Source organism: Paenibacillus sp. JNU01 (assembly GCF_059130585.1).
In genome coordinates this window covers 1,469,539-1,495,751 of record NZ_CP169723.1, presented here as the reverse complement: position 1 = coordinate 1,495,751, position 26,213 = coordinate 1,469,539, and the positions used below count along the sequence as shown (strand labels likewise).

The window sequence follows — 26,213 nt, the reverse complement described above, 5'->3', positions numbered from 1 at the left end:
GTGTTTTTATTTTTGCGAAATATACTCCGGGGAATGACCAACAGAAACGGAGATTAACTGTGATGAGAATTAAAATTAAAATCAGATGCAAACAATGTGGTGAACGTTTTACATTACGTGGCAAGAAAGAACGGGGCCGAATTGAGACGGGATTCAAGCAGTGCCTCTGTGATAACAGAGACCAGTTCGAAATTGAAGAAGAGGGCATGGCAACTGGGGTTCAGTTGAATTAAAAGCAGGACCCTAACGGTACTTCAGCAGCCTGCTTGTGTAAGGACTGGAAATCGCATGCATAAGAGGTCTTTCTTCGATCCACAATAGAGGTAGTGGTTTAGAAGAAAGGAGACTCTACCGATGTATAAACGTTTAAGTTCAGTTATGTTTCCGATATTTGCGGTTCTGCTGGTCGGTGCGCTCGTGTGGGGCTATCAGGAGAATCAGGAGAAGAATGCGATTCTGATCAAGGCAGAGAACCAATATCAGCGTGCCTTTCACGATTTATCTTTTCATATGGATAAATTGCATTCGGAGATTGGCAACACCTTGGCGGTTCACTCCACATCACAGGGAATGCACCGCAAAGGTTTGATGAATGTATGGCGACTCACCAGTGAAGCACAGAATGAGATTAACCAGCTGCCACTCACCATGCTGCCATTTAACGAGACAGAGGAATTCCTCTCGCGCATTTCCAACTTTGCCTATCGGGCGTCGATGCGTGACTTGACGAACGAGCCGCTCAGTGAGAAGGAAATGGGCAACTTGAAAAAGCTGTATCAGAATTCATCCGAAATTACCAAGAATCTGCAGGATGTACAGCAGAAAGTGCTGACGGACCGTTTGCGCTGGATGGACGCGGAGACTGCCATGGCAACACAAGAGCAATCCATGGACAACACGATCGTTGACGGTTTTCGTACAGTGAATAAAAAGGTGCAGGAATACCCGGAGCTTGATTGGGGTCCTTCCGTATCCAATATCTATGCCAAACGAACAGTCAAGAAACTGGACGGCATGCCGGTGACCAAAGAACAGATTCAGAGCAAGGCTGCAAAATTCTCTGATGCGGACAGCAGCAAAATTAAGGTGCAGGAAAACGGTAAAGGAACGGACTGGGAATCGTATACTGCGACGGTCGATCATGCCAACAATGGCAAACTGATGATGGATTTCACCCGTAATGGGGGGATGCTTATCTCTTATAGTGATACACGTCCGATTGGAACCAAAAAAGTATCTCGTCAGGATGCCATGGCAAAAGCAGATCAATTTCTAACGAATAAAGGCTACAAAGATATGAAAGCCGTCAATTACGATGAATTTGGTAATTTGGGTAACCTTACTTACGTGCGTAAGCAAGGGGACACCTTGATCTATCCTGAGAAAATGTCAGTTCGTGTAGGACTGGATACAGGAGAAGTAACCGGATTTCAGGCGAGTGACTTTGTCTATGAACATAATGACAAGCGCAAAATTCCGAAAGCAACACTTACGGAGCAACAGGCACGTCAAAAGCTCAACTCAGACTTTGAAGAAAATTATGTACGAAAATCTCTGATTGAGAATGATTACAGCAAAGAAGTATTGTGTTATGAATTCGGAGGGAAAATTAACGGTTCTCGTTACCGGATATACATTAATGCGAATACAGGAATAGAAGAAGCGGTTGAAGAGATCAAACCGGTCAATGCAACCTCATAAAAAGATGGATAATCTCAATTTTAAGTTGAGCGAATAATTGCGGCAGACCACGATGTGGTCTGTTTTTTTCTTGTTCAATGTGAGAAAGGTCATGGTATAATAGTCCTTGTACATACGAAGATAAATACATAAAGTGGCGGTGAACAGCTTGTTTCCTAAAATAAATGAAATTTTATTCATCCAGATTGCTTCTGCAGATGAAAAAGAGGAACACAAAGAGTACAAATCACGCATTGCAGATATGGATGACAGCAGTTTTCTGATTGAGGTCCCAATGCAACAAGGAAGCAGCCGTCTGAAAAGACTTTTTTTCGGAGAGGAACTGTCCATTTCATACATTACGGAAGATGGAGTCAGACATTATTTTAATACCTTTGTCACAGGATTTGAAGAAGATGTGGTTCGTCTTGTTCGTATACGCAAACCGCTTGCGAGCGATATATCCAAAATACAAAGGCGTAGCTTTCTTCGTGTTCATGCAAATCTCGAATTGGCCATCCAGAGTGAAGATCTGACCCGTGCCGTCGGATTGACTGAAGATATTGGTGGCGGTGGATTGTCCATCTACGGCGAATCAGGGTTTCCAATAGCTGAAGGTCAAAAATTGAAATGCTGGTTGCTTGTTCCATACCGGAATTCAATCATAGAACATGTGAATTTTGAAGCTGAAGTCGTGCGGATCAAAACCCTGGAAACCGGCAGACAGCTATGCATGCTGAAATTTGTGCAGATCTCAGATTCGGAGCGCCAGAAAATTATCAAGTTTTGTTTCGAACGGCAACTGGACTATCGCACGAAATAGGAATGTTGTGGCATAAATAGAGGGAACTGCGGGCACTGTAATGTAAAAAACGGAGGAATTGTCTTGAATTATCGTCATGCAACCCGCAGATATGAACGACTTTATTATGTTTTCTCCAGACGAATGGAACGACGGGTTACGATTCTGATTACAGGCCTTTTAATCCTGCTTGTGGTGTATCAATTACTGCTGTTGGTACCAGGCTTCAAAAAGAATTTGACCACTATTGACCGTCTGGAAGGAACGCCAGTTCAATTGCAAATGGTGAATGAGTACGGGCAGCGCTGATTTGTCTGTTTTTGCATCCATGTGTAGAGTGTGGTATAATTTTCACGATGCAGGCAATGCCTGTTTTTTTATTGAGGTTTATCGTTTGAGGAGGAATGCCCCGTTGGCAAGCCAGAACACATCAGAGAACGGGAAAATGAACGTTGCAATTGACGGACCTGCCGGTGCCGGGAAAAGCACGGTGGCCCGATTGGTTGCAGAGGCGCTCGCGTATGTATACGTCGATACAGGCGCAATGTACCGTGCGGTAACCTTGCACATGCTTCGGAAAGATATTGCGCCAGAAGAAGTGACACAGGTACTTCAGGAAGCCCAAAAGCTGGTCATTGATTTACAACCGGATCCCGACGGACAGAAAGTGTTCTGTAATGGGGAAGAAGTAACCTCGGAAATCCGCTCCCGTGAAGTGACGGGAATCGTGTCCCGATATGCGCAAATCGAGGGGCTGCGTACGCAATTAGTGGATACTCAGCGGCAAATGGCTTTGCGCAAGGGCGTCGTTATGGATGGACGCGATATCGGAACGACAGTATTGCCCGATGCGGAAGTGAAAATCTTTATGACTGCCAGTGTGGAAGAGCGTGCGCTTCGCCGCTTCAAAGAACTGGACCCCTCTGAAGGACTGACGTTGCAACAGCTGGAGCGAGACATTGCCACCCGTGACAGATTGGATGAGAATCGGGAAATTTCCCCACTGCGTTGTGCTGAGGATGCTATCGTCCTGGATACAACAAAGATGAACATTCATGAAGTGGTTGACAAAATCGTATCTTATTGCACAATGGTCAGAGGAGAGATCGGTCTATGATTTACACATTTTGCAGCACATTACTGCGGATCATTTACACCATTCTTTTCCGCTTGGAGGCCGTTGGACGGGAGAATATTCCGGAAGAAGGCGGCGTACTTTTATGTTCCAATCATATTAGTAATTTCGATCCTCCAACTGTTGGTATCAAAATTCGCCGTCAGGTGCGTTTCATGGCCAAAAGCGAATTGTTTGAAATTCCGGTACTCGGCCGAATTATCAAAGCCGTGGGCGCTTTCCCCGTTAAACGTGGAGGTGTCAGCAAGGAATCCATCAAAACCTCACTCAATATTTTGCGTGATGGTCAAGTGCTTGGGATCTTCCCCTCGGGAAGCCGTCACAATGATGGAGGTATCGGCAAAAAAGGAGCAGCGAGTTTTGCTCTCCGTAGTGGCGCTACAGTTATTCCTACTGCTATTATCGGTAACTACAAAGTTTTTCGTAAGATGAAAGTTGTATATGGAGCACCAGTAAGTTTGGACGAGTTCAAGGAAGACCCCTCCGGAGAAGCTCTGGAGAAGGCGACCGAAAAGATTATGTCCAAGATTAACGAAATGGTGCAAACGGGCGTGCCAAGCAAGTAATGGCTTCGTCGGTAGCTGAGTGCATGTTTCCATATTTTTGAGGGAGACTAAAGCTTGAGTACTCAGTGATGAAAGTGTTTTGAACTCTGCTACAGGCAGGTTTGAATATAATGGGGTTTTTGAATTGAGGAGGGTATTTGACATGTCGGAAGAAATGAAAAATCAAGAAGCAACCCAAGATGAGTTGGATCAATTCGTTTCCTTGAAAAAAGGAGATACCGTAAAAGGAACCATCGTCAAATTGGAAGATAACCAAGCCTATGTGAGCATTGGATATAAATATGACGGTGTCATTCCAATTCGTGAACTGTCTTCATTACATGTGGACAGCGCGTCTGATGCAGTAGAAGTTGGACAAGAAGTTGAAGCTAAAGTTCTTAGCATCGACGACGAGAAAGAAAAACTCGTTCTGTCCAAACGTGCAATCGACAGCGAAAACGCTTGGGATCAATTGCAAAAGCATTTTGAAGACCAAGACGTATTCGAAGTTGTTGTAGGTGATGTTGTTAAAGGCGGTCTGGTAGCAGACGTGGGCGTGCGTGGATTTATCCCGGCATCCATGGTTGAACGCCATTTCGTTGAAGACTTCAGCGACTACAAAGGACGCACACTGCGTGTTAAAGTGAAAGAGATCGACCGTGAGAACAACAAAGTGATCCTTTCCCAAAAAGACGTACTGGAGCAAGAATTCGAAGCAAACAAAGCAACGGTTATGGCTGGTTTGCAAGAAGGTCAAGTGATCGAAGGTACAGTACAACGTTTGACTCAATTCGGCGCATTTGTTGATGTGGGCGGAGTTGACGGTTTGGTTCACGTATCCGAGCTGGCTTGGACACACGTTGAAAAACCATCCGACGTTCTGTCTGAAGGCGATAAAGTTAGTGTGAAAGTGCTGAAAGTTGACCCTGAAAAAGGCAAAATCAGCCTGAGCATGAAAGCAGTTCAACCAGGTCCTTGGGAAACTGCAAGCGAGAAATTCAATTCCAGCGATATCGTAACAGGTGTTGTAAAACGTCTGGTCGACTTCGGTGCATTTGTTGAAATCGCTCCTGGTGTTGAGGGACTTGTGCATATTTCACAAATCTCCCACAAACACATCGGCACTCCTCATGAAGTGCTGAAAGAAGGACAAGAAGTTCAAGTTAAAATCTTGGACATGAACCCTTCTGAGCAACGTGTAAGCTTGAGCATCAAAGAAACTGAAGAAGCTCCTGCTCAACCACAAAAATCAGAGCGTCCAGCAAGAAACAACGCTCCACGTGAAGAAATCAACAATCCAAACGTTTCCTTGAACAATCAAGGTATGAGCACTACGCTCGGCGAACTGTTTGGTGACAAACTAAGCAAATTCAAATAAGTTAACAATGCATGGTTCTAAGTTATATACTGCATATTTTGCTGAATAATAAAAGCAAGATCGGCGAGCCCCAGGCGGGTTCGCCGATTGTTTTTATTGCAAGTAATTTGGCATGAAACGTTAGCCAAGACTTATCTTTTTTGCTATGATGATTATCGTAAGTATGGACAGGAGGAGTGGACTGTATGGCAAGACCCGTTGTGGCAATTGTCGGACGACCGAACGTGGGTAAATCCACCATTTTCAATCGGATCATCGGCGACAGACTGGCCATTGTGGAAGACAAGCCGGGCATTACCCGTGACCGTATATATGGAATCGGTGAATGGAACGGTAAACCATTTAGTATTATTGATACAGGTGGTATCGAAATTGATGGTGAAGATGTAATCTTAAAATCGATTCGGATGCAAGCAGAGCTCGCTATTGAAGAAGCAGATGTTATTGTATTCATGTGTGATGCAAAAGCAGGTATTACGCAATCGGATGAAGAGGTAGCAGAGATGCTATACCGCTCAGGCAAGCCTATTGTTGTAGCGGTTAACAAAGTGGATAATATCGGACGAAGTGAGCTCATTTATGAGTTTTATGGATTCGGTTTCGGTGATCCCATCGGCGTATCCGGAAGTCACGGTACAGGTGTAGGTGATTTGCTTGATGCTATTGTGGAGAAGTTGCCAGAACTTGAGGAAGAGACTTACGACGAAGATGTCATTCGTGTAGCTCTGATCGGACGTCCTAATGTGGGTAAATCTTCACTGGTGAACGCTATTCTGGGGGAAGAGCGTGTCATTGTAAGTGATGTGGCTGGAACGACCCGGGATGCGATTGATACACCTTTTGAAAAAGACGGCCAACGTTACGTGCTGATTGATACAGCAGGGATGCGTAAGCGTGGTAAAGTATATGAAACAACTGAGAAATACAGTGTAATGCGTGCTATGCGTGCGATTGAGCGTGCAGATGTCGTTCTGATTGTCATTAATGGTGAAGAAGGCATTATTGAGCAGGACAAGCATATTGCTGGATATGCATTTGAAGCGGGCAAAGCTTCTTTGTTTGTCGTGAACAAATGGGATGTAGTCGAGAAGCATGACAAAACGATGAAAGAGTTTGAGACGAAAATTCGGGATCACTTCCTGTTTATGACGTATGCTCCAGTCGTATTTTTGTCAGCCCTGACAAAACAACGCTTACAAAAATTATTGCCGGTTGTAAAACATGTGGCGGAACAACACTCGTTGCGTGTTCAGACGCATCTGCTTAACGATGTCGTATCGGATGCGGTAGCTATTAACCCTCCGCCAACAGATAAAGGACGGAGAATGAGAATCAACTATGTGACTCAGGTTGCCGTTAAGCCACCGACCATGGTTGTTTTTGTGAACGATCCGGAATTGATGCACTTCTCATACGAGCGCTATCTGGAGAACAAGATCCGTGCAGCGTTTAACTTTGAAGGTACACCAATCCGTATATTTACTCGGAGGAAGTCCGACGAAGGTTAGGGGAGAAGTGTGTGATTTTACCAATCGCAGCGATTGTGCTGAGTTATCTGCTCGGTTCGATCAGCTTTAGTGTCCTCCTTGCAAAAGCGATACGGGGGATCGATATTCGTCAGCACGGAAGCGGAAACGCAGGAGCTACCAATACGTTGCGTATATTGGGTAAAGGACCGGCTATTGCTGTTCTGTTACTTGATGTACTTAAGGGTGTTGCAGCTGTATGGATTGGAATCTGGCTCGGCAACGGTTCTGCCTGGATTCCTGCACTCAGTGGTATAGCAGCCATCGCAGGACATAACTGGCCTCTTTACTTCCATTTTCGTGGAGGAAAAGGGATTGCCACGGCCATTGGTGTTCTGGTGAGTCTTGCTTTCCTACCTGCGTTATGTGCTGGGGTGATCGCTATTCTGTCTATTGTATTGACCCGGTATGTTTCATTGGGGTCTCTGATTTTTGTAGCATTTACACCCATCTTTATTCTGGTATTACCCGGATATTCAATGAATATCTTCTGGGGGAGTCTGATTATTTGTCTGTTTGCGTTCTGGAGACATCGTACCAATATTGCGAAGCTCGCCAAAGGACAGGAAAATAAATTGGGATCGAAAAACCCTGGAGGGGGTAAACGTGTTGTCTAAAAAAGTTGCTGTTCTGGTTGCTGGGAGCTGGGGAACAGCTCTGGCCAGTGTACTTGCCGCCAATCAGTTGGACGTGATGATGTGGACACGTGGTGAAGACCAGGCTAACGAAATCAATAGCAAGCACACCAATGCTCGCTATCTACCGGATGCGGAGCTTTCACCACGAATTCAGGCAACAAGTGATATGGAAGCAGCGGTGGAAGGCGCTATAGCTGTGTTAATTGTTGCGCCTTCTTCAGCCATGCGTTCAGTTACGAACCAGCTTAAGGCTTATTATAAGCCTGAGATGTTAGTCATTCATGCAACCAAAGGTTTTGAGACAGAAAGCCTGAAACGGATGTCTACAGTCATTTCAGAAGAACTTGAATGTGAAGAAGGCCGTGTTGTAGTTCTTTCTGGCCCAAGCCATGCGGAAGAAGTGGTGAAGCGTTGTCCGACTACTGTGGTTGTAGCTTCATTGGATAAGTCATCTGCCGAGGCTGCTCAAGCTTTGTTTATGAATGCCTATTTCCGGGTTTACACGAATCGGGATATGCTCGGTGTTGAGCTGGCAGGTGCATTCAAAAACATTATTGCTCTTGGTGCAGGTATGTCCGATGGTCTTCAGTTCGGTGATAATGCCAAAGCCGCTTTGCTAACACGTGGTCTGGCAGAGATCACACGTATTGGAGTAGAGATGGGAGCGAATCCGTTAACGTTTTCGGGACTTGCCGGAATCGGAGATCTGGTTGTAACGGCTACAAGTCAGCATAGCCGGAACTGGAGAGCAGGTTCGATGCTGGGCCAGGGAGAGAAGCTGGATGATGTTCTTAAGTCCATGGGCATGGTGGTAGAAGGCATTCGAACTACCCAAGCTGCCTATTTCATATCGCAAAAATACGGTGTGCAAATGCCGATTGCGGATCAGCTGTATCACGTTTTATTCCAGGAGAGACAGCCGCGTGATGCAGTTGAAGCCTTGATGGGACGTGACCCGAAGACTGAAATGGAAGTCATGAAGCTTGAAACCTGGGAGCAGTGGCATTCCTGATTGTAATCCGCCTAAACCTATTTGTGAAATGAGAAGCTTATTCACCTTTTCTGTTCCGGACTCATACTATACACATGAGTATTGCCGGAGGAGGGGAGACGAATGGGTAACAACATTTCCAAAGATGCGCTGAATGCAATCAACAAGAAAACGGGTAAAACGATCACAGAAGGTGCCGTCAAGAAATTGGCAAGCACGGTGAAACCAACGACGATTCAAAATGAAGCTCAGTTGCGCCAATTGATCAAACAAGTATCCGCCATGGCGAAAGTTCCGGTATCTGAGGATACGGTTAAGGATATTGTGAGTGCGGTCAAGAAAAGCGGATTAAATCCGAGCAGTATGGAATCGTTAATGAAAATGATGATGAAAAAATAATAGATCACGCCTGCTTGTGCAGGTGATCCAGTAAGACAAAAAGACGAGTCGGCTCCTGTCGGCTTGCTTTTTTGTCTTTTTTTTGGAAAGTTGCGCTGAATTTCGTGTTATAATGGTTGCAATTGTCACAGTGTCAGTGATGAATATCGGACTGAAGGGGAGATTGCTGGATTATGAGCGCAATGGACAAGATGTGGCTGTCATTGGTCGCCATCCTCATTATGGGACTATCTGTATTCCTGATTACGTTTGCTCGTGCCAAAACAAAAGGTATTGTACGAGGGATTCTTTCCTTCATTGCATTTTTGATTATGCTGATTGGCTTTTTCGGTGGAATCGCTTCTCTGACCTGATTTCCTATGCCTGAAGGTTAACATCCGCATAAGCACATCATAAGAACTGACACAATGAACACGGATGAGGGGAGTGTGAGCCTATGGGGCCGCATGATACGGAGGGTCGGACAGAGCGTTATCCGGAATTACACGCGGCTTTGCTGGAAACGGCCAAAGCCTGGAACACACAGCCACAGACATGGTTGCTTGGAGGAAGCTGTGGGTTGCTGCTTCAGGGGGTAGAGTTGCAACAGGCTCCCAGAGATATTGATATTTATGCGGATGTTGCTGCTGCTAAGGAACTTCACCGTAGTGCTCCAGGGGAAATGCTTGACGAGCCTACAGTGGATAAAACAGGACCTTATGCTTCTCTGCTAAGCCACTATCAGGTTGGTGAATGTGCGCTGGAACTGGTTGGTGGCTTCGAAATATGGGCTCGCAAAAGTTGGTACCGCATCGATATTGAACATGTACTTGCTCCGCATGCACCAGTAGCACAAGTGGGTTCATATCCCCTGCGACTGATGCCGCTTGCGCATGAGCTGTTGTTTAATATGCTGCGAGGTCGAGAAGATCGTTATGTACCCATTGCATCACAGATGCGTCAGCAACCAAATGCCCATCAGCCTATAATGATGCTTTTAAGTCAACAGAATGTATGGACAAGCCGCTTCAGAGCCGAAGTGGAAGAACTTGTTGGCTTTGCCTGGTCACAGTAGGGAGGAACATAATGGACTACAAAGTTACTTTTTTACCCATGAACAAATCAATCGTGCTTAAACCAGGGGCGACACTTCTGCATGTAGCACGACGAGCCGGAGTGAAGATTACGACCCGATGTGATGGTAAAGCTGCTTGCTTGATGTGCAAGGTGAACGTAGGCGAAGAATATCGGGCGGAACTGTATCCGCCAACGGATGCAGAAAAGCGCAAGTTGGGTTCATTGTTGGAAACAGGTACAAGACTGTCCTGTCAGGCCAAGGTGTGTGGTTCTCTATCGGTTCATGTTCCGGAGGACCCGCTGAAGGCAGCCATACGGAAACAACTGGAACGTCAGCAGCAGGAAGACGACTGGTTCTGAGATAAGCGTTATTCTAGGAGGACACGAATGATTAGGAACAAGCCAAAAGGTGTTGAAGGAAGCGGACGGCACCGTCTGATGCATCAGATGAGCGGTCTGCTGTTATTCCTGTTGTTTGCTTTTACAGCAAGTGGTTGTATGTATCCATCGCAGAGCAATTCGGACCCTAAAATAGCCTATCGGGAAAGCGTGAGCCGTATCCAGAGTGCGGTAGAGGCATTCCAGCAAGATGAGGGGATTTTACCCATCCTCAATGCAGATATGGAAACGCCAAAATATGAAAAATTTAGAGTGGATCTGCCCAAATTGAAGCAACTGGGGTATCTGGATGAAATACCGGGAACCGCTTTTGAAAGCGGTGGTAGCGCTTACTTCCTTATCCAGGATGAAGAAGTGAATCCCACCGTTAAAGTGATGGACCTCCTGACTGTTCAGAAAGTCAACGATGTGCAGCGAATGGTTAATCAATATAAATCCGTACATAACAATAAGCTGCCAAGCGGGGAAGAATTGTATCCGGGGTTATATGCTGTGGATATGGATCAGGCTGCACAGGCAGGAACTCCTTCCACTACATTGAATAGTGTGTATTCGGGTCAGGCATTACCTTTTATGATGGATGACGAAGGCAAAGTCTATGTAGATTATGCTTTTGACATTATGCAGGCAGTGGAAAAGTCTGATGTGTCTCCAGCAGAGACGGATGATGTTCGGGATCTTCTGTTGGAACACTCCTACTTCGTACCTGTAAAATCTGTTTTATACACTTGGCAAAATAATGCACCAGTGGCACAGCCAACAAAATAAGTCTGGTTGCCATTCATATGATCTAACTGTATGCCCCCCGTGCCTCCAAGGGTTCAAAAAGAGATATTCCAAATCAGGGATATCTCTTTTTTCTTTTGTCCGTATGAGCAATAACCGTCATAAAAACTTCATGGATCACATAAAGTAGATTGAAATAAAGACGCGCAGTCCGAGATCGGGGGATTCTCCTAATGTCATCACCATAAGATAAAAAAACAAAAATACGCGTCATATTGCCGCATACGGATACATAAGATGATACTAGTCCAATTGCATGTACGAGTTAACGCCGCTCTCGCCGGTTTCATCAGAATGCAACGTTCGGCGGCGGACGACTTCCGGGCACTCACAAAGGCGGCTCTACCGTTGCAGGGATTTCAGTCTTCTGATTGAAAAAACGAAGCGGATGCTCTTTAGCATTTTTCCTTCGGAGTAATTTAGGGAGGGGATTTCATTGGAGAAAGTGGACATTTTTAAGGACATAGCTGAGCGGACCGGAGGGGATATTTATCTCGGGGTTGTCGGCGCAGTCCGGACGGGAAAATCAACATTTATTAAACGATTCATGGAAACGATCGTATTGCCCAACATCGCAAGCGAGGCCGATCGTGCCCGTGCAGTGGATGAACTTCCACAAAGTGCAGCAGGCAAAACCATCATGACAACCGAACCAAAATTTGTACCGAATAACGCAGTTCAGATCAAGGTGGCCGAAGGGCTTGATGTCAATGTACGCCTTGTGGATTGTGTGGGTTACGCGGTGGAAGGAGCCAAGGGGTACGAGGATGAAAATGGTCCGCGCATGATCTCCACGCCTTGGTTCGAAGAGCCAATTCCGTTCCAGGAAGCCGCCGAGATTGGGACTCGCAAAGTCATTCAGGAGCATTCCACACTGGGTGTTGTGGTCACAACAGACGGCACAATTGCCGAAATTGCCCGCAGTTCCTATGTGGAATCCGAAGAACGGGTTATTGCGGAATTGAAAGAAGTCGGTAAACCGTTTGTCTTGGTCATCAACTCCACTCGCCCACGCAGTGAAGAAGCCCTGCAATTGCGTAGTGAACTTGCTGCCAAATACGACATTCCGGTGATGACACTCAGTGCAGCCACAATGACTGAAGATGATGTGACGGGTGTACTTCGTGAAGTGCTCTATGAGTTCCCTGTGCATGAAGTGAATGTAAACCTGCCGAGCTGGGTTATGGTGCTGAACGAGACTCACTGGCTGCGAAGCAACTACGAGAATTCTGTACGGGATACCGTGAAGGATATTCGCAGACTTCGCGATGTGGATCGGGTTGTCGCTCAGTTCATGGAATATGAATTCATTGATCGCGCAGGCCTGAGTGGTATGAACATGGGGCAGGGTGTAGCTGAAATTGACCTGTATGCGCCGGATGAACTGTATGATCAGATTCTCGTGGAAGTGGTCGGCATCGAGATTCGCGGTAAGGATCATCTGCTGCAATTGATGCAGGAATTCTCGCATGCGAAGAGAGAATATGACCGCTTCGCAGAAGCGCTGGAGATGGTCAAAACGACCGGATACGGCATTGCTGCTCCATCTCTCGCCGAGATGGCTCTGGATGAACCTGAGCTCATTCGTCAGGGCACCAAATTTGGCGTACGTCTGAAAGCTACGGCACCGTCCATTCATATGATCCGGGTTGATGTGGAATCGGAGTTCGCTCCAATTATCGGTACGGAGAAGCAAAGTGAGGAACTGGTGAGATACCTGATGCAGGACTTCGAGAACGATCCGATCAAGGTATGGGATTCAGATATGTTCGGCCGTTCGCTACACTCTATCGTGCGAGAAGGGATTCAGGGCAAGATTGCCATGATGCCGGATAATGCAAGATACAAACTGCAAGAGACGCTGGGAAGAATCATTAACGAAGGTTCAGGTGGCTTGATCGCTATCATTTTGTAAGACATCAAAAGACCGTAAGGGGAAATCCCCTCGCGGTCTTTTTTATGTGATTTCTTTATTTTGGATGAAATGGATGGGGAGAATAGTGCTTTCAAAAAAAACTTAGCGATTTTTAGCTTTAAATTACTAAAACCCATTTACATACTAGGGATTAGCCGTTATATTAATATTCAACTATTGTGATCGAGATCACAGAGAGTGGACAGGGGGAAACAGAGATGAAAAGAAAAGGGACAAAATGGGTATGGTTGAGTGTGTTATTAGTATTTACATTGGCGCTGTCCGCTTGCGGAATTAAAAAAGAACCGGCAGCAACTCCGGCTTCGGGTGCATCAGATGATACACCAAAAACAGAAGCAGTCACAGGTCCACTAAGCGGAAAACGGATCGCACTTATTATGGAATTCAATACAGGTACTTTCTCGCAGCAATATGTACAGGGTGTAAAAGAAGAAATCGAAAAATTCGGTGGAGAACTGACAACGTTTGTTGCCGATAATGACAAAGCAAAGATGGTATCCTTGCTTGATAGCGCTATTAACCAAAAATTTGATGCCATTCTCACGGATCATGGGGATTCCCTATTAGAGCCAGGCGTGAAGAAGGCAGTAGAACAGAATATTCCAGTAGTTGTATTCGACGCAGCTATTAGCGTTCCGGGAGCTACAGTCCTGTCACAGGATGACCAGAAGATGGCTGAGCTCACACTGGAGCAAATGAAAAAAGATATCAATGGACAAGGAAATATTGTGAAAGTATGGGTAGCTGGTTTCGCACCGATGGAACGTCGTCAGATTGCATACGGTGAATTCATGAAAGCAAATCCGGACATCAAGGAAATAGCTACATTTGGTTCCGCACAGAATCCGGCGCTGGATACTCAAGCCAAAATGGAAGCTATTCTCAAGCAATATCCAAAAGGTGAGATTACAGCTGTATGGACTGCATGGGATGAATTCGCCAAAGGTGCAGCGCGTGCCATTCAACAAGCTGGACGTGACGAGATCAAAGTGTATGGTATCGATATGAGTGACGAGGATCTGCAAATGATTCAGGACCCGAAAAATCCTTGGGTTGCTTCTGCTGCTGTTGATCCAACGGATATTGGTCGCGTCCAAGTCCGTTATGCTTATCAGAAACTGAACGGGGACGAGACAGAAGATTCAGTTGTGCTTAACCCGGTCTATGTTCAACGTGAAGCTCTGCCAGATCAACAAATCTCCACTTCGGAGCTGTCAGAGTTCGTTGAAGGATGGGGTGGAAGCACACAAGGAATCAAGGACTGGATGAGCGAATACGGTATTACTGCTAAATAAGCAGCGTATAGGAAGCGCGCCGCAAGGCGCGCTTTTTTCAAACATAATGAAGATATGTATGGCCTGGATGAAAAAAGGGATGCTCCCGGAAGGGAACGATTGGAGGTTAACATCATGAGCACTGCACCGATTCTGCTTCAAATGGAACACATCCACAAGCAGTTTTCAGGCATACCTGCACTGAAGGATGTGGATTTCTCTGTAAAAGGCGGAGAGATTCATGCACTGCTGGGAGCCAATGGTGCCGGTAAGAGTACGTTAATGAAAATTTTGTCTGGTGCTTATCCATTGGATCAGGGGACGATTCAGCTGAGTGGACAAGCGCTTCATTTAAGTTCTCCGGGAGACGCGAAGGCAAGCGGGATTCACTGTGTCTATCAGGAAGTGGATGCGGCACTGGTGCCACAGCTGACGGCTGCGGAGAACATTATGTTGGATCAGTTGGCTTCACCTGCCGGGGGGTGGTGGAAAAGTCCGCGGAAGCTGCAACAGCGTGCGATTGAGGCATTGAAGCAATTAGGGGCGGACATATCCGTTCACCAAAAAGTGGCGGATCTGACGCTTGCAGAAAAACAGATGATACTGCTGGCGCGGATTTTGATTCAGGATGCCAAGGTCATCATTTTTGACGAACCTACTGCACCGCTGAGTCAGGAAGAAACGGATGCATTTTTCCGGATTGTTCATCTGTTGAAGGAACGGGGCGTAGCCTGCATTTTCATAACACATCGTCTTGCTGAAGTGACGGGTCACTGTGATCGCGTTACGGTTATGAGGGATGGGCAACATGTATTTACCGGCGAAGCAAAGGGACTGACAATCAACGATTTGGTTACTCAGATGTTAGGCAAACCATTTGAAGAAGAGTTTCCGAAGACGGAAGCCCCCGTGGGGGAGATGCTGTTGGAAGCTCGTGGGCTTCGTCGTGGAGTGAAAGTTAAAGGTGTTGACCTCTCTGTACGCCGAGGTGAAGTTCTCGCTGTGGTTGGCCTGGTAGGCGCGGGTAAAACGGAAAGCTCCCGTTTGCTGATTGGTGCAGATCGGCTAGAGGGAGGAGAGATTCGGCTTAACAACCGTAATCTCCGTCTGTCTCAGCCTGCGGATGCGGCGGCTCTGGGGATTGTTTCTGTACCGGAGGAGCGACGTAAACAAGGAATCCTGATTCAGGAGAACGTGGAACGGAATCTAAGTCTGCCTTTGCTTAGCCGTCTCAGTACATTAGGTTTCGTAAACCGCAAACGGGAACGTCTGAATGCTGAGTCATTGGTGAAACAGCTTGGAATCAAAACATCGTCAGTGAAGCAGGAAGTGAAATATCTAAGCGGTGGTAATCAGCAGAAGGTAGCCATTGGCAAATGGCTTAACGCGGATGCAGATGTATTTATATTTGATGAGCCAACCAAAGGCGTAGATATCGGGGCAAAAAGTGACATTTTCCGCATTATCAACGAACTGGCTTTAGCCGGCAAGGGCGTCATCTATTTCACCTGTGAACTGGATGAAGGCATGGGAATTGGCGACCGAATCGCTGTCATGTGCGAGGGTGTTATCGTGAAAGAGTTCAATCGAGGCGAGACTAATCAAGAACAGCTGCTATACTATGCAAGCGGTGGACAAGAGGTGCAATCATGAAGGATAAATCACTGGATTTTGCGTTCCGTTACGGAGCAATTATAGTTATTATAGGAGTTATCGCATTTTTCGGCATTAAATTGCCTTATTTCTTTACGTACAGTAACTTGACCGATATTTTGGGCTCCATTTCAATCGTCACGTTTGTAGCAATAGGTGTTACGTTATCTCTCATTGTTGATGGATTTGATCTCTCTGTAGGGGCGACTGTTTCATTGACCACCGTCGTGACGGCTTCGTTAATGATATGGTATCAACAACCGCTAGCAATCGTCATTATCGTGCCACTAATTATCGGTGCTGTTATTGGTTTGTTGAACGCTTTGCTCATTGTAAAATTGCGTATTCCGGATTTGCTGGCAACTCTCGCCACGATGTACATCATCGGAGGTATTCACAAAACGTATGCACAGGGATATACCATTTACAATCATATGCAGTTCCCTGATGGAAGCAAAGCTGCGGGCGAGATGGACCCGACCTTCCTGCTTATAGGGCAGGGTAAATGGCTGGGGATGCCAATATCGGTTATCCTGCTGCTTATTGCGGTAATAGGTGTGCATATCTTTTTGACGTATACGAAATATGGGCGCCAGATGTACATTACAGGCGGTAATGAGGAAGCTGCACGATTGTCTGGAATCAAGGTGAAAAAGGTGCGTACACTCGCCTATGTAGCCGCTGGAGTGTTTGCAGCAATCGGTGGTATCATCTATGCTTCCAAAGTAGGATCTGGGCAAATCGATGCGGGATCACCGTTGTTAATGGAATCCGTAGCGGCAGTGTTTGTCGGTTTCTCTGTGTTCGGCGCGGGTAAACCGAATGTCATCGGAACCTTCATCGGTTCGGTTCTGATTGGTGTTCTTGTGAACGGGTTAACGATGATGAACGTACAGTATTTCACGCATGATATTGTAAAAGGTGGAGTTCTCGTGCTTGCCCTGGCGGTTACATTTTACGTCTTAAACCGCAACCGGACTTGAAATTGTGGGCTGTCTGTATTAGTATGAAATTTGTTCGGCGTCTGAAATGCCCGTGGTTTCAGACGACATTCTGCCGAAAATGACTGTTAACCGCAAGCGGAGATTTGTGTTCATCGCTCAAGATGTACGTAGATTTTTTGCGTATGAACGTATATTTCGCTATAAAACGGAAACACAGTATAACATTCAGGACATTGATACAGGAGGTGAAAAACAAATGAACAAATCAGACTTGATTACACACGTATCTGAAGCGACTGAATTGTCCAAAAAAGATGTAACGAAAGCGGTTGATGCCGTATTCGAAGCAATCTCTGAGGCTCTTCAAAGCGGAGATAAAGTACAATTGGTTGGTTTTGGGAACTTCGAAGTTCGCGAGCGCTCCGCACGTAAAGGACGCAACCCGCAAACAGGTGAAGAAATCGAAATTCCTGCGAGCAAAATTCCTGCATTCAAACCAGGTAAAGCGCTCAAAGACGGAATTAAATAAGATTTCTACATATTCCATATGTCGACAAAAAGACCGTGACTTGTTCACGGCCTTTTCTTTTGCCCTTTAACGATGATTCTTGCGGCTATCCGAGTGCTCAGGATCATCCGGTTGCCCGGTATAAGCAACGAGAATCAGTTCTTCGCCAGCAGCTGCAGACAGATGCTGTTCAATTTCTTTTAACTGATGAATATGCTCGTCTGTAAGTGCGGCAGGGGTGTACTTCATGTAGATTCTCCTTTCTGTGGGGGTACAACTGTAGTATGACCCGGGGGTAGCTGATTCTTGCGGTGCATTCGTATAAGGCGCAGGTTGACAAATGAAACAATCTTAATCATCATTAACGCTATCGAACTTAAGAAGGGGACATGCGTGATGGATCATCCAACCGGCAATGATTATATTGTAATTAAGGCAGAGGAAAATGGTGTCCAGGTGATCGGATTAACCCGAGGTCAGGATACACGTTTTCACCACACTGAGAAATTGGACAAGGGTGAAGTGATGTTTGCCCAATTTACCACCCATACCTCAGCTATTAAAATCCGGGGCAAAGCCACGCTGATTACCAAGCATGGACAGATTGAATCGGAGTAATGTACAGATTGAATACAATCAAATGAAGATTGCAGGCATAGCCTGCTTTTTTTCATTGTACAATGAGGTATGAGCCTTTACCGGACAGACTACACTAACAGGTAAAGGCAGGGAGGCGTATATGAATCCGCGGATGATTGTTACTGCTTCAATGCTGGCAACGGTTGCGGCAGTCTTTCTGCTTGTTGCGATACAAACCTTACATATGCGTACCTGGGGCGGGGAAAACGTACAACCTGCCTCTGCATCACATCATCCTGTTCAGCTAACGAATGACAATTTGGTTGATGTGCTAAGCTCCATGCAACTATCCACACCCATCGCAAGAGTGGAATGGAAACAGTCCATTTTGACACTGGACCTCAAAGTAAAAGGAACGGGTACAAGTTACACTGAAATCTATGAGAACATGGCAGCTGTGGCGGATCTGGGCTTTCGTACTCTGGATAACGTGGATCAGGTGCTGCTGCGTGTGATGGCAGAGGATGAATGGATGCATAAACGACATCTGTTGCTTGCTGCTGATATTCGGCGTGGTGAGTGGCCCCTGTATGCGATTGACACATTACGGAACTGGAAAAGTGCGGCCTTTTCAGAGGAATTGAAGGACTGGTTTCATTTGATGGAAACCGAACTCTGGAAGAAGCAATTCGAAATGACAAGTCAGGGGTAATAGAATAGCAGGATTCAGTGCGTGCCCGATCAACATATGCTATAATATATAAGATTGTAGTGCAGAAATGGTTTAACAATGTTAAGGCTCGGAGGCTGAGAATGAATTCATATCGCGTACCCCAACTAGCAAAGAAATATACGGATTACGACATGATTCGACAACATACGGAAATCCCATCATTTCCGGATAGCCGAGCACGTCTGCTGCAGGTATTTGTGGGCCGCACAGACGAAAAGCTGCATCAAGAGTTATATGCTCTTGCAACTTCGCTCGTTCAGTTGGCCATGGATACGCATGATCGAATCGATACCATTTCCGGTGAGCGGAGAGAGCAGGAGATGCGTTCACGCCAGTTGAATGTACTCGCCGGAGATTATTTAAGTAGCCGTTTTTATCAATTGCTTGCCCAAGCGGGCAGAATTGAAATGATTGGCAAACTCAGTGGTGCTGTATCCGAAGTGAACGCACGCAAGATGACGCTGTATGAACGGATGAAGAAGCTTCTCGTTTCGGCTGATGAATACTTGCGTGAAACGGTACAGCTGAGAATGCAGCTGTTTCTTTCATTTACAGGCATGATTCGAGATAACGAAGAATCACTATGGAACAGCCTGTTGACCGAATTCAGCTCCTGCGAAACGATCGTGGAAGAACTGAAGCGGATGAATGACGAAAGACAATATCTCCACAGCTATGCATACTGGCACATATACGAGCATGGTAATGATGATGAGCGCACTGTGCTGCGTCAATCTGAACCGGATGTACGTGCATGGAACGCTATGATGCTGAAGCATAGGGTTGGTGAAGTTTTGCTGGACAAGCTTCGCGATTGTACACACCGCATTCAAGTGTTGTTGCAAGACGAGGAAGGGCGAATGGGCTTGCATGAGATCCATGCGATTCTTGAGCCTTACTTGGCATATTTGCAGCCTTCACATGCGGCAGTAAGGGAAGATTGAGGGGGAGACAGACGAATGGGGAGCGGAGAGACCAAACCGAAAGAAGAATATGTCCATTCGGTTTTTCAGAGCATAGCCGGAAAATATGATGTCATGAATGATATTCTAAGTTTCCGCAGGCATAAGGCTTGGCGCAAATTCACCATGAAAAAGATGAATATGTCCAAAGGTGACACCGGTCTTGATTTGTGCTGCGGCACGTGTGACTGGACGCTTGCTATGGCAGAAGCAAGTGAAACAGGGCACATGCATGGACTTGATTTCAGCAGCAACATGCTGGAGGTAGGCCAGACGAAGATCAATGCGGTGCAACGTCAGAATCAGATTACCCTGACACAGGGAAACGCCATGTCACTTCCTTTTGAAGACAATTCATTTGATTATGTGACAATCGGGTTCGGGCTTCGCAATGTACCGGATCTCAGACAGGTGTTATCTGAAATGAAACGTGTGGTCAAACCGGGCGGTATGGTTGTGTGTCTGGAATTGTCCAAGCCAACATGGCAGCCGTTTAAAGGTATTTATTATTTTTATTTTGAGAAGGTTTTACCGAATCTTGCCAAAGTGTTTGCTAAAAGTTTTGAGCAGTACAAATGGCTGCCCGACTCTCTGGCAATTTTTCCCGGAAGGAAGGAACTGGCGGACATTTTTGCAGAAACAGGATTACAAGAAGTGCAGGCCTACCCTCTAACCGGAGGTATCGCGGCATTGCATATTGGAACCAAGGAGAATCAGCATGTTTAGGAAAATTCGCATCTTTTTAGAAATGATCAAGATTGAACATACGCTTTTTGCTTTACCCTTTGCATTTATGGGGGCCATTCTAGGCTCCATGGTAGTGAATGATACCTTCCCAAGCTGGATGCAGATCATGTGGGTATTGCTTGCGATGGTCGGTGCACGTAGTGCAGCATTTGGTTTGAACCGGATTATTGACCAAGCGATTGATGGTAAAAACCCGCGTACTGCGATGAGAGCCATCCCGGCAGGGCTTTTGAAAAATGGGGAAGTTGTTATATTTGTCATTATCTCATTTATATTGTTATTCTGGGCCTCATCCAATCTTAATGTATTATCCATGCAGCTGTTGCCTATTGCTGTGTTTATGTTGGTACTGTATTCGTACACCAAACGATTCACATGGTTATGCCACGTTGTTCTCGGAATGACGATTGGTTTGGCACCACTTGGTGGCTGGGTAGCTGTAACAGGCACGATGGATTGGACAGCGATTGTGCTGTACGTTACGATTGTGTTCTGGACAGCGGGCTTTGATATTATCTATGCATGTCAGGATCTGGAATTTGATCAGGGAGAGGGTCTTCACTCCATACCTTCCCGTTTTGGCCTGGTTAAATCCTTGCAGATCGCTAAGTTCTTCCATGTGATTACTGCAATTGGTTTTCTTGCATTATTGTTGATGACAGATCTGAGCTGGTGGTATGGCGCAGGCATGTTGGTGACGTATGGAATTCTGTTCTATCAACACTATATTGTATCGCCTAATGATATGAGCCGTGTTCAAACGGCGTTTTTTACCATGAACAGTTTGCTTAGTATAATCGTATTTACGTTTACTCTGATTGATCTGGCGGTGAAATAAATGGTACAGCAGCCGGACAATAAACGACTGGTTGTCGGAATTACCGGAGCGAGTGGCAGTATATATGGCATTCGATTAATTGAAACGCTGCTTGATTTGGAATATAACGTTCATCTGGTCATATCCAATGCAGGGTGGCGTGTATTGAAAGAAGAAATGGACTGGGATGTGACGAATCGGGATGCGGTGCTGGAAGAAAAATTCGGCAACCGTGCCGGTTCTCTGATCTATCATCCTGTGAGTGATATAGGGGCCTCCATTGCAAGTGGTTCTTATCTGGCCGACGGCATGATTATCATGCCATGTTCTATGGGAACTCTTTCGTCCATTGCGCAGGGATCCTCGGATAATCTGATGTCCCGTGCAGCTGATGTGATGATGAAAGAGGGAAGAACATTGATCCTCGTACCACGTGAGACGCCTCTTCATGCAATCCATCTGGAGAACATGCTGAAGCTTTCACGTCTTGGTGTGCGTATGATACCGGCTATGCCTGCTTTTTATTACAAACCTCAGACTATGGATGAGTTGATTCTGTTTTTGGTGGGAAAAGTGCTGGATAGCTTGCGCATCCCACATCAACTTTTTACAAGATGGGGAGAACCGGATGAACGGGGATAATGACTGAGTCTGATACAAGGCAGTTTTTTGCCAAGGTGTTGCTCGGTTTATTTGTCCCCCGAATCCCGGGGTATTGGTGAGTGCTGATGGTGAGTCTTCATGAACCACAGTCTTGACCCATGCTCCGGCAACTTCTGTATTTTGTTTCAGAACAAGTCGCAGAGTTTAATTCCCGGGTGTCGGCCATGACATTCGGTGAAGAAGAATACGTTAGATCTTTATGGAAAAACACAAGCAAGAACGGTAAGACGGGTTTTTCGTAATGCCTGCAGGCCCGACTTGCTGGAGGGGAAGGTAAGCATGGATTTGTGGACTGACAATACGCTGATACGGGTGAACGAATGAAACTATTGGATATTTTCGGGTTGTTAAAAAAGGACATGGATTACATTGAGAAAGAGCTCTATCGCAGTGTTCGAGGAGAACAGAAGCTGCTGAGTGAAACGTCGCTTCATTTGCTCAAAGCAGGAGGAAAACGGTTGCGGCCCGTTTTTGTATTACTTGGCGGGAAATTTGGTACATATGACATTGAACGTCTGAAGCTGGTCGCGGTTCCGCTGGAACTGATTCATTCCGCATCCCTCGTTCACGATGATGTGATTGATAATGCGGAGACACGCCGAGGCAAACCCACGGTGAAGTCAAAATGGGATAATCGGATTGCCATGTACACAGGAGACTATATCTACGGTAAGGCACTTGAGATGACTGCCGGATTATCCGATCCAGCTATTCATCGTATTCTTGCCAAAGCCATGGTACAGATGTCCATTGGTGAAATGGAGCAAATTCGCGACTTTTTCAATACGGGACAAAGTGTTCGTAACTATCTGCTGCGGATTCGCCGTAAAACAGCACTTCTGATTGCGGTTAGCTGTCAGTTAGGAGCATTGGCCACACGCGCGCCTGAGCATGTATCTTCCCTGCTGTATACATACGGATACAATGTGGGGATGGCTTTCCAGATTCAAGATGATGTACTGGATCTGGTAGGTACCGAGAAACAACTTGGTAAGCCACCAGGCAGTGATATGAAGCAAGGAAATATTACTCTTCCTGTACTTTATGCCCTAGAAGAATCCGATCTGCGGGAACCTTTGCTTAAGGAGATTTCCCGTGTCCAGCATGAAGAAGGACGGGCAAGTGCATCGGATGCAATTGGAATGATTCGCCAAAGTCAAGGAATCGCTAAAGCAGAAGCCCTTGCTGACCGATATATGAAGAAAGCGCTCGATGCTCTCGATCAGCTACCTAACATCAAGACGACCAAAAACCTGCGTGACATCGCTCATTTTGTGGTTAAACGTACGCATTAAACTTTGTATGACCTTCAACTCTCAGATCGCTCATACCCAAAGATGAACAGACTTGTGATATTCCTCATTGGGAGGATTTGGACATGTATGTTACAATCAGAGGGATTGCGTTTACATAGTGATTAACTTTGAACCGTGAGTGAGGAGTGAGCTGATGGATCGTACATTTTTGATGGTGAAGCCGGATGGTGTGCAGCGTGGATTGATCGGTCGAATTATTAGCCGTCTGGAAGACAAAGGATTTAAGTTGGTGGCAGGCAAATTGGTGCAGATGTCTGAGGAACAGGCAAAACGCCATTATGCTGAACATGAGGGCAAACCGTTTTTCGATGATTTGGTTCGTTTTATCACATCTGGGCCTGTATTTGCCATGGTGTGGGAAGGGGACGATATTGTGGCGCTTGCGCGCATCGTCATCGGAAAAACCAATGTGAAGGAAGCAGCTCCGGGTACCATTCGCGGAGACTTCGCCAGCCACACACCACATAATCTGATTCATGGGGCAGATTCACCGGAAAGTGCTTCCCGTGAAGCAGCCAATTTCTTTGCTTCAGATGAATTGGTGGTATACGACAAGAGCATCGCAGCCTGGTTGTAATTATTAGCCAAAAGGGTGATACACGATGCTGGAGCAAGAACAACTACTAGACCCGGATTACACCGGATTCATTCGTAAAATCAAAGAGAGCACAGGCATTGATCTTGCTCAATACAAGGAAGGCCAGATGAAAAGAAGGCTGACCACACTTCGCAACAAAAACGGGTTTCATACATTTTCTAACTTTTTTGATGCTATGCAGAAAGATAAATCATTGTTCTACGAGTTCCTTGATCGCATGACCATTAACGTGTCTGAATTCTGGCGTAATCCCAATCGTTGGGAAGTGCTGCGGGACGAGATCCTGCCTGAACTGCTAGGGTCCAAGCGTCGTGTCAAAGTCTGGAGTGCAGCCTGTTCAACAGGTGAAGAACCATACACACTTGCCATGATTTTGGACACGATGGGCATTTTGAAGGACAGCTCGATTACGGCAAGTGATCTGGATGAAGGTGCATTGGCCAAAGCCAAAGAAGGGCGTTATATGGAACGCTCACTTAAGGATGTGCCAAAGGAAACGGCGAACCGTTACTTCAAGCAGGATGGCCTGGTATACCGTATTGATGAGCAACTCAAAAATTCGATCAAGTTCATGAAACAAAATTTGCTGGTGGACCGTTTTGACGATGGGTACGATCTGATTGTGTGCCGAAATGTCATGATCTATTTTACCGAGGAAGCCAAAAACCTGTTGTATCACAAATTTGCAGCAAGTTTACGTCCAGGCGGTATCTTATTTGTGGGCAGTACGGAGCAGATCTTCTCCCCGGGACAATATGGTCTGGAGACAGCAGAAACATTTTTCTATCGGAAAAAATAATGATAATGGTTGTTCAGCCGTCTGAAGCACATGTACATGTGTTCAGGCGGTTATTTGTATACCAAGTACAAGAAAGAGCCGACTTTCTTGTCAAAGCCGGTCAGCTATACTATAATAAGCAAAGAAATTATGGGATTTTAGCAATGTGAAGTTTAACAGTTTAAAGGGGGAACGTATTATGAGTTTACGCTATTTAACCGCAGGGGAGACGCACGGACCCCAATTGACCGCTATTATTGAAGGATTGCCAAGTAATTTGACGATTGATTTTGAAGAACTGAATTTCCAGCTTCACCGCCGCCAAAAGGGGTATGGTCGTGGACGCCGGATGCAGATCGAGAAGGATCAGGCGAATTTCGTTGGTGGGATCCGTCACGGATATACAACAGGTGCTCCGGTAGCGCTGGTTGTTCAAAATAATGACTGGAAACATTGGCAGAATATTATGAATATTGAGCCGATCGAAGGCAGTGACGAAGAGAAACGTCGCGTTCATCGTCCTCGTCCCGGACATGCTGATCTGAACGGTGGACTCAAGTATAATCTCAAAGACTTGCGTAACGTATTGGAGCGCTCCAGTGCACGTGAAACAACAGTACGTGTGGCATGTGGTGCCATTGCACGTCAATTCCTGGCTGAATTTGGAATCAAGGTAGCTGGACGTGTACTTCGTATTGGAGAGATCGAAGCTCCATATCAGGACCTTCCGATTGATGAACTGATCGCAGTGACAGAAGCTTCCTCTGTACGTGTCACGGATGCTGAGACAGAGAAGAAGATGGAAGCCTACATCGACCAGATTAAACAAGAAGGCGATTCCATCGGAGGAATCGTGGAATGTATCGTTGAAGGGGTGCCAATTGGTCTGGGTAGCTATGTTCAATACGATCGCAAGCTGGATGCGCGAATCGCTCAAGGCGTAATGTCCATTAATGCATTCAAAGGTGTAGAGATTGGTATCGGATTCGAAGCCGGAGTCATTCGTGGTTCACAGGTGCATGATGAAATCATGCATACGGATGAACGCGGCTACCACCGGGCAACCAACCGTCTGGGCGGATTCGAAGGCGGGATGACGAACGGTATGCCAGTGGTTGTACGCGGTGTGATGAAGCCAATCCCAACGTTGTATAAGCCACTGCAAAGTGTGGATATTGATACGAAAGAAGCATTTACGGCTCAGGTTGAGCGTTCGGACGCTTGTGCTGTACCAGCAGCAAGTGTGGTGATGGAGCATGTTGTAGCGTGGGAAATTGCCAAGGCATTCCTGGAGAAATTCGGTGGGGATTCCATGGAAGAGATCCGTGCTAATGTTGCTAACTATAACGCTCAACTGGAGAATTACTAAT

The 26,213-nt window shown here is 46.1% G+C and carries 31 protein-coding genes; 30 read left to right on the top strand and 1 reads right to left on the bottom strand.

Annotation, left to right across the window (positions count from 1 at the left end; translation table 11 throughout):
• Positions 1-62 precede the first annotated feature (62 nt).
• From NLBNIHML_RS06320 to NLBNIHML_RS06225, 20 genes are all read left to right on the top strand, one after another.
• Positions 63-233, top strand: coding sequence for a hypothetical protein (locus NLBNIHML_RS06320; RefSeq protein ID WP_167350887.1), 171 nt, complete (start codon positions 63-65; stop codon positions 231-233).
• Positions 234-354: 121 nt separating this feature from the next.
• Positions 355-1,701 carry a germination protein YpeB gene (gene ypeB, locus NLBNIHML_RS06315; RefSeq protein WP_339235252.1) on the top strand — a complete coding sequence of 449 codons (1,347 nt, stop codon included), beginning with the start codon at positions 355-357 and terminating at the stop codon, positions 1,699-1,701.
• Between the two features lie 148 nt (positions 1,702-1,849).
• Positions 1,850-2,503: a flagellar brake protein gene (locus tag NLBNIHML_RS06310; RefSeq protein WP_339235250.1), complete on the top strand. Its 654-nt coding sequence runs from the start codon at positions 1,850-1,852 to the stop codon at positions 2,501-2,503.
• A gap of 63 nt (positions 2,504-2,566) precedes the next feature.
• Positions 2,567-2,791: a hypothetical protein gene (locus NLBNIHML_RS06305; RefSeq protein WP_339235248.1), complete on the top strand. Its 225-nt coding sequence runs from the start codon at positions 2,567-2,569 to the stop codon at positions 2,789-2,791.
• Positions 2,792-2,894: 103 nt separating this feature from the next.
• Complete coding sequence (cmk, locus tag NLBNIHML_RS06300; protein WP_339235246.1) at positions 2,895-3,599, top strand: (d)CMP kinase; 705 nt, start codon at positions 2,895-2,897, stop codon at positions 3,597-3,599.
• Positions 3,596-4,183: a lysophospholipid acyltransferase family protein gene (locus NLBNIHML_RS06295; RefSeq protein WP_339235244.1), complete on the top strand. Its 588-nt coding sequence runs from the start codon at positions 3,596-3,598 to the stop codon at positions 4,181-4,183. The genes cmk and NLBNIHML_RS06295 overlap by 4 nt, the downstream gene beginning before the upstream one ends.
• Positions 4,184-4,325: 142 nt before the next feature.
• Positions 4,326-5,540 carry a 30S ribosomal protein S1 gene (gene rpsA / locus NLBNIHML_RS06290; RefSeq protein ID WP_062835205.1) on the top strand — a complete coding sequence of 405 codons (1,215 nt, stop codon included), beginning with the start codon at positions 4,326-4,328 and terminating at the stop codon, positions 5,538-5,540.
• Between the two features lie 185 nt (positions 5,541-5,725).
• On the top strand, positions 5,726-7,048 hold the full coding sequence (gene der / locus NLBNIHML_RS06285; RefSeq protein ID WP_253438644.1) for a ribosome biogenesis GTPase Der: 1,323 nt from the start codon (positions 5,726-5,728) through the stop codon (positions 7,046-7,048).
• Between the two features lie 11 nt (positions 7,049-7,059).
• Positions 7,060-7,683, top strand: a complete 624-nt coding sequence (plsY, locus tag NLBNIHML_RS06280) for a glycerol-3-phosphate 1-O-acyltransferase PlsY (RefSeq protein ID WP_339235242.1) — start codon at positions 7,060-7,062, stop codon at positions 7,681-7,683.
• Positions 7,676-8,716: an NAD(P)H-dependent glycerol-3-phosphate dehydrogenase gene (locus tag NLBNIHML_RS06275; protein WP_494354026.1), complete on the top strand. Its 1,041-nt coding sequence runs from the start codon at positions 7,676-7,678 to the stop codon at positions 8,714-8,716. Before plsY ends, NLBNIHML_RS06275 begins: the two co-directional genes overlap by 8 nt.
• 102 nt (positions 8,717-8,818) lie before the next feature.
• On the top strand, positions 8,819-9,094 hold the full coding sequence (locus NLBNIHML_RS06270) for a stage VI sporulation protein F (RefSeq protein WP_017687687.1): 276 nt from the start codon (positions 8,819-8,821) through the stop codon (positions 9,092-9,094).
• 173 nt (positions 9,095-9,267) lie between these two features.
• Positions 9,268-9,447 (top strand): DUF2768 family protein, encoded by a 180-nt coding sequence (locus tag NLBNIHML_RS06265; RefSeq protein ID WP_278294380.1) that lies wholly within the window; start codon positions 9,268-9,270, stop codon positions 9,445-9,447.
• Positions 9,448-9,530: 83 nt separating this feature from the next.
• Complete coding sequence (locus NLBNIHML_RS06260; RefSeq protein WP_494354025.1) at positions 9,531-10,148, top strand: hypothetical protein; 618 nt, start codon at positions 9,531-9,533, stop codon at positions 10,146-10,148.
• 11 nt (positions 10,149-10,159) lie between these two features.
• Positions 10,160-10,510: a 2Fe-2S iron-sulfur cluster-binding protein gene (locus NLBNIHML_RS06255; protein WP_494354024.1), complete on the top strand. Its 351-nt coding sequence runs from the start codon at positions 10,160-10,162 to the stop codon at positions 10,508-10,510.
• Between the two features lie 27 nt (positions 10,511-10,537).
• Positions 10,538-11,317, top strand: a complete 780-nt coding sequence (locus NLBNIHML_RS06250) for a YphF family lipoprotein (RefSeq protein WP_494354023.1) — start codon at positions 10,538-10,540, stop codon at positions 11,315-11,317.
• A 454-nt stretch (positions 11,318-11,771) separates the two neighbouring features.
• Entirely contained in the window at positions 11,772-13,250 is a 1,479-nt protein-coding gene (gene spoIVA, locus NLBNIHML_RS06245) for a stage IV sporulation protein A (RefSeq protein ID WP_017687692.1), read from the top strand.
• A 218-nt stretch (positions 13,251-13,468) separates the two neighbouring features.
• The gene (locus NLBNIHML_RS06240; RefSeq protein WP_494354022.1) at positions 13,469-14,566 is read left to right on the top strand and encodes a sugar ABC transporter substrate-binding protein; all 1,098 of its coding nucleotides are present in this window, start codon (positions 13,469-13,471) and stop codon (positions 14,564-14,566) included.
• A gap of 114 nt (positions 14,567-14,680) precedes the next feature.
• The gene (locus tag NLBNIHML_RS06235; RefSeq protein ID WP_494354021.1) at positions 14,681-16,198 is read left to right on the top strand and encodes a sugar ABC transporter ATP-binding protein; all 1,518 of its coding nucleotides are present in this window, start codon (positions 14,681-14,683) and stop codon (positions 16,196-16,198) included.
• Positions 16,195-17,181, top strand: coding sequence for an ABC transporter permease (locus NLBNIHML_RS06230; protein ID WP_062835197.1), 987 nt, complete (start codon positions 16,195-16,197; stop codon positions 17,179-17,181). The genes NLBNIHML_RS06235 and NLBNIHML_RS06230 overlap by 4 nt, the downstream gene beginning before the upstream one ends.
• A 217-nt stretch (positions 17,182-17,398) precedes the next feature.
• Entirely contained in the window at positions 17,399-17,671 is a 273-nt protein-coding gene (locus NLBNIHML_RS06225; protein WP_024630670.1) for an HU family DNA-binding protein, read from the top strand.
• A 66-nt stretch (positions 17,672-17,737) separates the two neighbouring features.
• On the opposite strand, the gene NLBNIHML_RS06220 is transcribed toward NLBNIHML_RS06225, so the two are convergent.
• A complete protein-coding gene (locus NLBNIHML_RS06220) occupies positions 17,738-17,899 on the bottom strand; it encodes a hypothetical protein (protein ID WP_339235225.1) in 162 nt (53 codons plus the stop codon).
• Between the two features lie 147 nt (positions 17,900-18,046).
• Here NLBNIHML_RS06220 and mtrB point away from each other — a divergent pair, with 147 nt between their 5' ends.
• The 10 genes from mtrB to aroC all read left to right on the top strand — a co-directional run bounded on the left by mtrB (position 18,047) and on the right by aroC (position 26,212).
• On the top strand, positions 18,047-18,268 hold the full coding sequence (mtrB, locus tag NLBNIHML_RS06215) for a trp RNA-binding attenuation protein MtrB (RefSeq protein ID WP_017687697.1): 222 nt from the start codon (positions 18,047-18,049) through the stop codon (positions 18,266-18,268).
• A gap of 121 nt (positions 18,269-18,389) precedes the next feature.
• Positions 18,390-18,941, top strand: coding sequence for a hypothetical protein (locus NLBNIHML_RS06210; protein WP_339235223.1), 552 nt, complete (start codon positions 18,390-18,392; stop codon positions 18,939-18,941).
• A gap of 101 nt (positions 18,942-19,042) precedes the next feature.
• Positions 19,043-19,906, top strand: coding sequence for a heptaprenyl diphosphate synthase component 1 (locus NLBNIHML_RS06205; protein WP_339256140.1), 864 nt, complete (start codon positions 19,043-19,045; stop codon positions 19,904-19,906).
• A gap of 15 nt (positions 19,907-19,921) precedes the next feature.
• Positions 19,922-20,650 (top strand): demethylmenaquinone methyltransferase, encoded by a 729-nt coding sequence (locus tag NLBNIHML_RS06200; RefSeq protein ID WP_339235218.1) that lies wholly within the window; start codon positions 19,922-19,924, stop codon positions 20,648-20,650.
• Positions 20,643-21,509 carry a UbiA-like polyprenyltransferase gene (locus NLBNIHML_RS06195; RefSeq protein ID WP_091028934.1) on the top strand — a complete coding sequence of 289 codons (867 nt, stop codon included), beginning with the start codon at positions 20,643-20,645 and terminating at the stop codon, positions 21,507-21,509. Before NLBNIHML_RS06200 ends, NLBNIHML_RS06195 begins: the two co-directional genes overlap by 8 nt.
• Entirely contained in the window at positions 21,510-22,130 is a 621-nt protein-coding gene (locus NLBNIHML_RS06190; RefSeq protein WP_494354020.1) for a UbiX family flavin prenyltransferase, read from the top strand.
• A 341-nt stretch (positions 22,131-22,471) separates the two neighbouring features.
• Positions 22,472-23,446, top strand: coding sequence for a polyprenyl synthetase family protein (locus NLBNIHML_RS06185; protein WP_017687703.1), 975 nt, complete (start codon positions 22,472-22,474; stop codon positions 23,444-23,446).
• Positions 23,447-23,600: 154 nt separating this feature from the next.
• Positions 23,601-24,044, top strand: a complete 444-nt coding sequence (gene ndk / locus NLBNIHML_RS06180; RefSeq protein WP_339235211.1) for a nucleoside-diphosphate kinase — start codon at positions 23,601-23,603, stop codon at positions 24,042-24,044.
• A gap of 25 nt (positions 24,045-24,069) precedes the next feature.
• A complete protein-coding gene (locus tag NLBNIHML_RS06175; protein ID WP_062835189.1) occupies positions 24,070-24,864 on the top strand; it encodes a CheR family methyltransferase in 795 nt (264 codons plus the stop codon).
• A gap of 178 nt (positions 24,865-25,042) precedes the next feature.
• Positions 25,043-26,212 (top strand): chorismate synthase, encoded by a 1,170-nt coding sequence (gene aroC, locus NLBNIHML_RS06170; protein ID WP_105599406.1) that lies wholly within the window; start codon positions 25,043-25,045, stop codon positions 26,210-26,212.
• Position 26,213: the final 1 nt, after the last annotated feature.

What these genes read in the sequence shown, in the direction of transcription:
- NLBNIHML_RS06230 (WP_062835197.1), top strand. Translation starts at nt 16,195, where the DNA reads ATGAAGGATAAATCACTGGATTTTGCGTTCCGTTACGGAGCAATTATA.
- ndk (WP_339235211.1), top strand. Translation starts at nt 23,601, where the DNA reads ATGGATCGTACATTTTTGATGGTGAAGCCGGATGGTGTGCAGCGTGGA.
- der (WP_253438644.1), top strand. Translation starts at nt 5,726, where the DNA reads ATGGCAAGACCCGTTGTGGCAATTGTCGGACGACCGAACGTGGGTAAA.
- NLBNIHML_RS06320 (WP_167350887.1), top strand. Translation starts at nt 63, where the DNA reads ATGAGAATTAAAATTAAAATCAGATGCAAACAATGTGGTGAACGTTTT.
- NLBNIHML_RS06250 (WP_494354023.1), top strand. Translation starts at nt 10,538, where the DNA reads ATGATTAGGAACAAGCCAAAAGGTGTTGAAGGAAGCGGACGGCACCGT.
- NLBNIHML_RS06195 (WP_091028934.1), top strand. Translation starts at nt 20,643, where the DNA reads ATGTTTAGGAAAATTCGCATCTTTTTAGAAATGATCAAGATTGAACAT.
- NLBNIHML_RS06225 (WP_024630670.1), top strand. Translation starts at nt 17,399, where the DNA reads ATGAACAAATCAGACTTGATTACACACGTATCTGAAGCGACTGAATTG.
- NLBNIHML_RS06175 (WP_062835189.1), top strand. Translation starts at nt 24,070, where the DNA reads ATGCTGGAGCAAGAACAACTACTAGACCCGGATTACACCGGATTCATT.
- NLBNIHML_RS06295 (WP_339235244.1), top strand. Translation starts at nt 3,596, where the DNA reads ATGATTTACACATTTTGCAGCACATTACTGCGGATCATTTACACCATT.
- NLBNIHML_RS06210 (WP_339235223.1), top strand. Translation starts at nt 18,390, where the DNA reads ATGAATCCGCGGATGATTGTTACTGCTTCAATGCTGGCAACGGTTGCG.
- ypeB (WP_339235252.1), top strand. Translation starts at nt 355, where the DNA reads ATGTATAAACGTTTAAGTTCAGTTATGTTTCCGATATTTGCGGTTCTG.
- NLBNIHML_RS06185 (WP_017687703.1), top strand. Translation starts at nt 22,472, where the DNA reads ATGAAACTATTGGATATTTTCGGGTTGTTAAAAAAGGACATGGATTAC.
- aroC (WP_105599406.1), top strand. Translation starts at nt 25,043, where the DNA reads ATGAGTTTACGCTATTTAACCGCAGGGGAGACGCACGGACCCCAATTG.
- NLBNIHML_RS06205 (WP_339256140.1), top strand. Translation starts at nt 19,043, where the DNA reads ATGAATTCATATCGCGTACCCCAACTAGCAAAGAAATATACGGATTAC.
- NLBNIHML_RS06200 (WP_339235218.1), top strand. Translation starts at nt 19,922, where the DNA reads ATGGGGAGCGGAGAGACCAAACCGAAAGAAGAATATGTCCATTCGGTT.
- NLBNIHML_RS06240 (WP_494354022.1), top strand. Translation starts at nt 13,469, where the DNA reads ATGAAAAGAAAAGGGACAAAATGGGTATGGTTGAGTGTGTTATTAGTA.
- rpsA (WP_062835205.1), top strand. Translation starts at nt 4,326, where the DNA reads ATGTCGGAAGAAATGAAAAATCAAGAAGCAACCCAAGATGAGTTGGAT.
- mtrB (WP_017687697.1), top strand. Translation starts at nt 18,047, where the DNA reads ATGGATCATCCAACCGGCAATGATTATATTGTAATTAAGGCAGAGGAA.
- NLBNIHML_RS06235 (WP_494354021.1), top strand. Translation starts at nt 14,681, where the DNA reads ATGAGCACTGCACCGATTCTGCTTCAAATGGAACACATCCACAAGCAG.
- NLBNIHML_RS06255 (WP_494354024.1), top strand. Translation starts at nt 10,160, where the DNA reads ATGGACTACAAAGTTACTTTTTTACCCATGAACAAATCAATCGTGCTT.
- NLBNIHML_RS06265 (WP_278294380.1), top strand. Translation starts at nt 9,268, where the DNA reads ATGAGCGCAATGGACAAGATGTGGCTGTCATTGGTCGCCATCCTCATT.
- NLBNIHML_RS06220 (WP_339235225.1), bottom strand. Translation starts at nt 17,899, where the DNA reads ATGAAGTACACCCCTGCCGCACTTACAGACGAGCATATTCATCAGTTA.
- NLBNIHML_RS06270 (WP_017687687.1), top strand. Translation starts at nt 8,819, where the DNA reads ATGGGTAACAACATTTCCAAAGATGCGCTGAATGCAATCAACAAGAAA.
- NLBNIHML_RS06190 (WP_494354020.1), top strand. Translation starts at nt 21,510, where the DNA reads ATGGTACAGCAGCCGGACAATAAACGACTGGTTGTCGGAATTACCGGA.
- NLBNIHML_RS06260 (WP_494354025.1), top strand. Translation starts at nt 9,531, where the DNA reads ATGGGGCCGCATGATACGGAGGGTCGGACAGAGCGTTATCCGGAATTA.